General features: G+C 36.3%; 3 protein-coding genes. 1 reads left to right on the top strand and 2 read right to left on the bottom strand.

Going from position 1 to position 3,426, the window contains the following annotated elements:
• Positions 1 to 719: FkbM family methyltransferase (locus BD31_RS11520; RefSeq protein ID WP_008301860.1), on the top strand; the 719-nt coding region annotated here is incomplete at its 5' end.
• A gap of 521 nt (positions 720 to 1,240) precedes the next feature.
• On the opposite strand, the gene BD31_RS11515 is transcribed toward BD31_RS11520, so the two are convergent.
• Together BD31_RS11515 and waaF are read right to left on the bottom strand one after the other, a co-directional pair.
• Entirely contained in the window at positions 1,241 to 2,776 is a 1,536-nt protein-coding gene (locus BD31_RS11515; RefSeq protein WP_008301862.1) for a hypothetical protein, read from the bottom strand.
• Positions 2,769 to 3,426: lipopolysaccharide heptosyltransferase II (gene waaF, locus BD31_RS11510; RefSeq protein ID WP_008301859.1), on the bottom strand; the 658-nt coding region annotated here is incomplete at its 5' end. The genes BD31_RS11515 and waaF, both read right to left, overlap by 8 nt.

Here is a 3,426-nt window from a genome sequence, read left to right as displayed (position 1 = left end):
TATTAAGCTGTATAGCACCGACTACTAGTTTGGATATTGGCGCCAATATAGGAAATCACGCCATTGTGATTGCGCAATATACCAAGAGGTTAATTGTTTTTGAACCCGTGCAATTTATATTTAGTGTGTTGCAACAGAATTTAATCTTAAACAAACTGAATAATGTAATTGCGGTTAACTTGGCTTTATCAGACAAAGCTATTAAGAGGGATATTTCTATCCCCAAGCACGGTAATTTGGGATGTTCAAGTTTGAATGCCTCTTTTGAGGATGCCGAGCAGCAAGAGATAGAGTTAGTCGTTGGTGATGATTATTTGAATTTAACTTGCCCAAAAGAAATGATTGATTTTATTAAAATGGATGTTGAAGGGCATGAGGCATCAGCACTGCTAGGTTTACAAGAAACGCTAAAGCAAGATCAACCACTTTTGTTAATTGAATATAAAAGCACAACAACAATTGCGTCTTTCCAAAAAATGCGCTTGTTTGATGAGCTATTCAAAGGATATCAATTTTTCTCACTTTCCTACACTTATAACAAAAAAGTACATAAGAAAAATTTAATTGGATTTTTAAGGCGCATTTATTTTAGGATATTTGATAGAAGATGGTGTTTATCAAGTTTTGATCAATCAAAACCTTACGCTAATGTTTATTTAGTACCACCGCGTTATCAGAAGATATTTGCCACATTTAGTTATTTAAGTGCTGAAAAGTAAAGAGTTAAGTATTGACGCTTTTACTCATCTGAGTAGTTGCTGAGAACTCTATAGACTCAATAAGATATGAAGATTTTATTTGATTGGTAATAATATGGTGATTTGAGTCGAGAGATATTAGGGCTAACAATCTATTTATTTGCGTAAGCATTAGAAGAAAGTACATGAAGCCTGATTGAGTTTGCGCTAGTTACTTTTGGACATGACTATTGTATAGAACGTGATGAGACTATTATTAGCGAGTAAAAGCTGGGGTAGGGGCAATTGTCGCTGTATGCGCAACTTTACTAAAAATGTTTCACCTTATACTATCTATGCAGTAACTACTGCTAAGTTCATTAGATTTAGTTTTTCAGCGTGTTAATTGGTAAAGTGTTAGAAAGTGAATCATGGAATTACTCAACACAAGAATTAGAAAATTCTCCAATGTAGCAGCCTGAGCAGTGTATCGATAGATTTGCGAATCTTGATAGCAACAAAAATGTAAATCAATATTATTCACAAGCAAAGGAATGAAAAAGTTAGTTAGTGCTGTTTTGATAAATGACTACTTGCTTTTTATCTTTGTATGATGAGATGCGATTAATTTCAATAAAGTTTGGAAGGTTGCTTGATATGAATTGTTCACTTTCAAAGTCATTTTTTGAACTATTGATAACTAGATAGGTATAATTATTAATGCTGTTGTTTTCATGTGCATTGATTAATTCAATAAAGTTTGGTGTGCCTGTACCTTTAAATGGTTGCTTGGCGTAATATCTCATGCGAGAATCATCATAAAATACAGGGTGATTTTCTTTATTTTGTGATTTTACCCAAGAGACAGCATCCTGTTGGTAATTGTACCCTTCACGCTTAGGCAATACATTCTTTACGAAGCTTAAACATGATATGATGCAAAAGATAATGAAAAGCCTACGTTTATTTTTATGAGTGTTTGATGAGAGGTCGGCCAGATAGATGCTTGCAAAGATTAGCAGTATCCATGCTAAAGCAACCACATACCTGCTTGATAGAACAAATACTTTTGTGATGATTAAATACATGACAATCAAAGCAATTGCCGAGCTAGTCAGTAAAGTCATTCTTACTTTGGGTGGCATTGTGTTTGATGTATTTTTGATACCAAAGAAAGCAAGTGCAGTTCCAACCCAGCCAGCAGCGGTTAATATCTTTGATCCCGTGACATAAAGAAATGTCAGCAGCAAGCCCGGAATTGCGAATTCTTCTAAATATCCGCCTAGTACCTCTTTTGACATAATATCAGCTTGCGTTAAAAACTTCTTAGTGAATTCATCGAACAGATTTAACGTGAATACTTCATCCAAGCGGCCAAAACTCGCCATATTGATTTCTGGATGCAGAAAAATTGTTATCAAAATGCTCAAGCCAATGATGAAGCAGAAGGAGTAAGCTTTAAGCATCATCATTAGTTTATTTTTATAATTTTCTGGCTGCAGTGCAATGACAATCACTGGTAAGAATAACAAGAATAGAATTCCTTCAATTCTAAACAGGGTGGCAGTCATCATACTAAGTTGCCACAAAACTGCATGACTTAGTTTGCCACTGTCGAGATAGCCAATGAAATAGACTAATGCAGTAAGGTAAAAAGCCCAGTAGCCTTCGTCGCGCATAAGCATCTCTAGCACATCACCCACGATGTAGAGCGAGCTAAATAACAGTAGCATGCCAAAAAATAGTGTACGGTTATTACCACCAGCAAGTTGAATCAGCTTCAGAAAGCTGGCGGTAGCAATCCCAAAGAACAGCATATTAAGCAGTTGTGCTGAGTTTTGGATAGGTAGGTAAGTAATCTTGTGGATAAGGCTAATACACGCAGCATATAAAGGCCATTCAAATATCTTGAATCCTGCCTTCCATTCGCCCTGAGCAAATTGCTTGGCTTGTTCAAAATAGAGGACACTGTCTGGATTAATCCAGCCATGCTGGATATATTGCATCCAAGCTGCCAGTAATATGCTAGCACCGACAATTATCCAAAAAAGACTCTTTGTGTTGTGGTTGTCTAGTTTGTTAAGCCATTGATCAATCATAATTTAATTTTTTTATTATTACCGATGGTTGGATGTTATTTAAGCAGTTTAGATGACCTAATGGGCATTCCCTTTTAAAACAAGGGCTACATGCTAAATCTAAATACTCAATCACAGCTTCAGGATGCATGGGCGGTGTATGATGTGGGTCACTTGAACCATATATTGCGATAAGTTTTTTATCTAGAGCGGCTGCAACATGCATTAGCCCTGAATCATTGCTAATAACGGTGTCACACAATGACATAATGTCTATTGCGTCGCCTAATTTGGTTTTGCCACCTAAATCAATGCAGCGTGACTGCGTTATTTGATTAATTTCTTGTGTTACTGGTATGTCTTTTTCAGAACCAAATAATAACACCAACCAGCCATGCTCAATTGCATGGATTGCAACTTCTGCATAATATGTAGCAGGCCAGCGTTTTGCTGCCCCATACTCTGCACCAGGACATAAGCCTAATACTTTGCTACTGGATAGTTCGATACCTAAATCACTAAGTGATTGAATAGCATTGTTATAATCTGCAATGAGTTTAGGTTGTGGTATTGGCGGTAGCGTTTGATTCTTATTGATGCCTAATGCAACAAATCGTTCGACTGTTTTCGGAAGTAACGATTTATCTAATGGGCGGATATCGTTTAATAAA

The organism is Candidatus Nitrosopumilus salarius BD31 (assembly GCF_000242875.2).
Taxonomy (GTDB): Archaea; Thermoproteota; Nitrososphaeria; order Nitrososphaerales; family Nitrosopumilaceae; genus Nitrosopumilus; species Nitrosopumilus salarius.
This window is presented reverse-complemented; position numbering and strand designations above follow the sequence as displayed.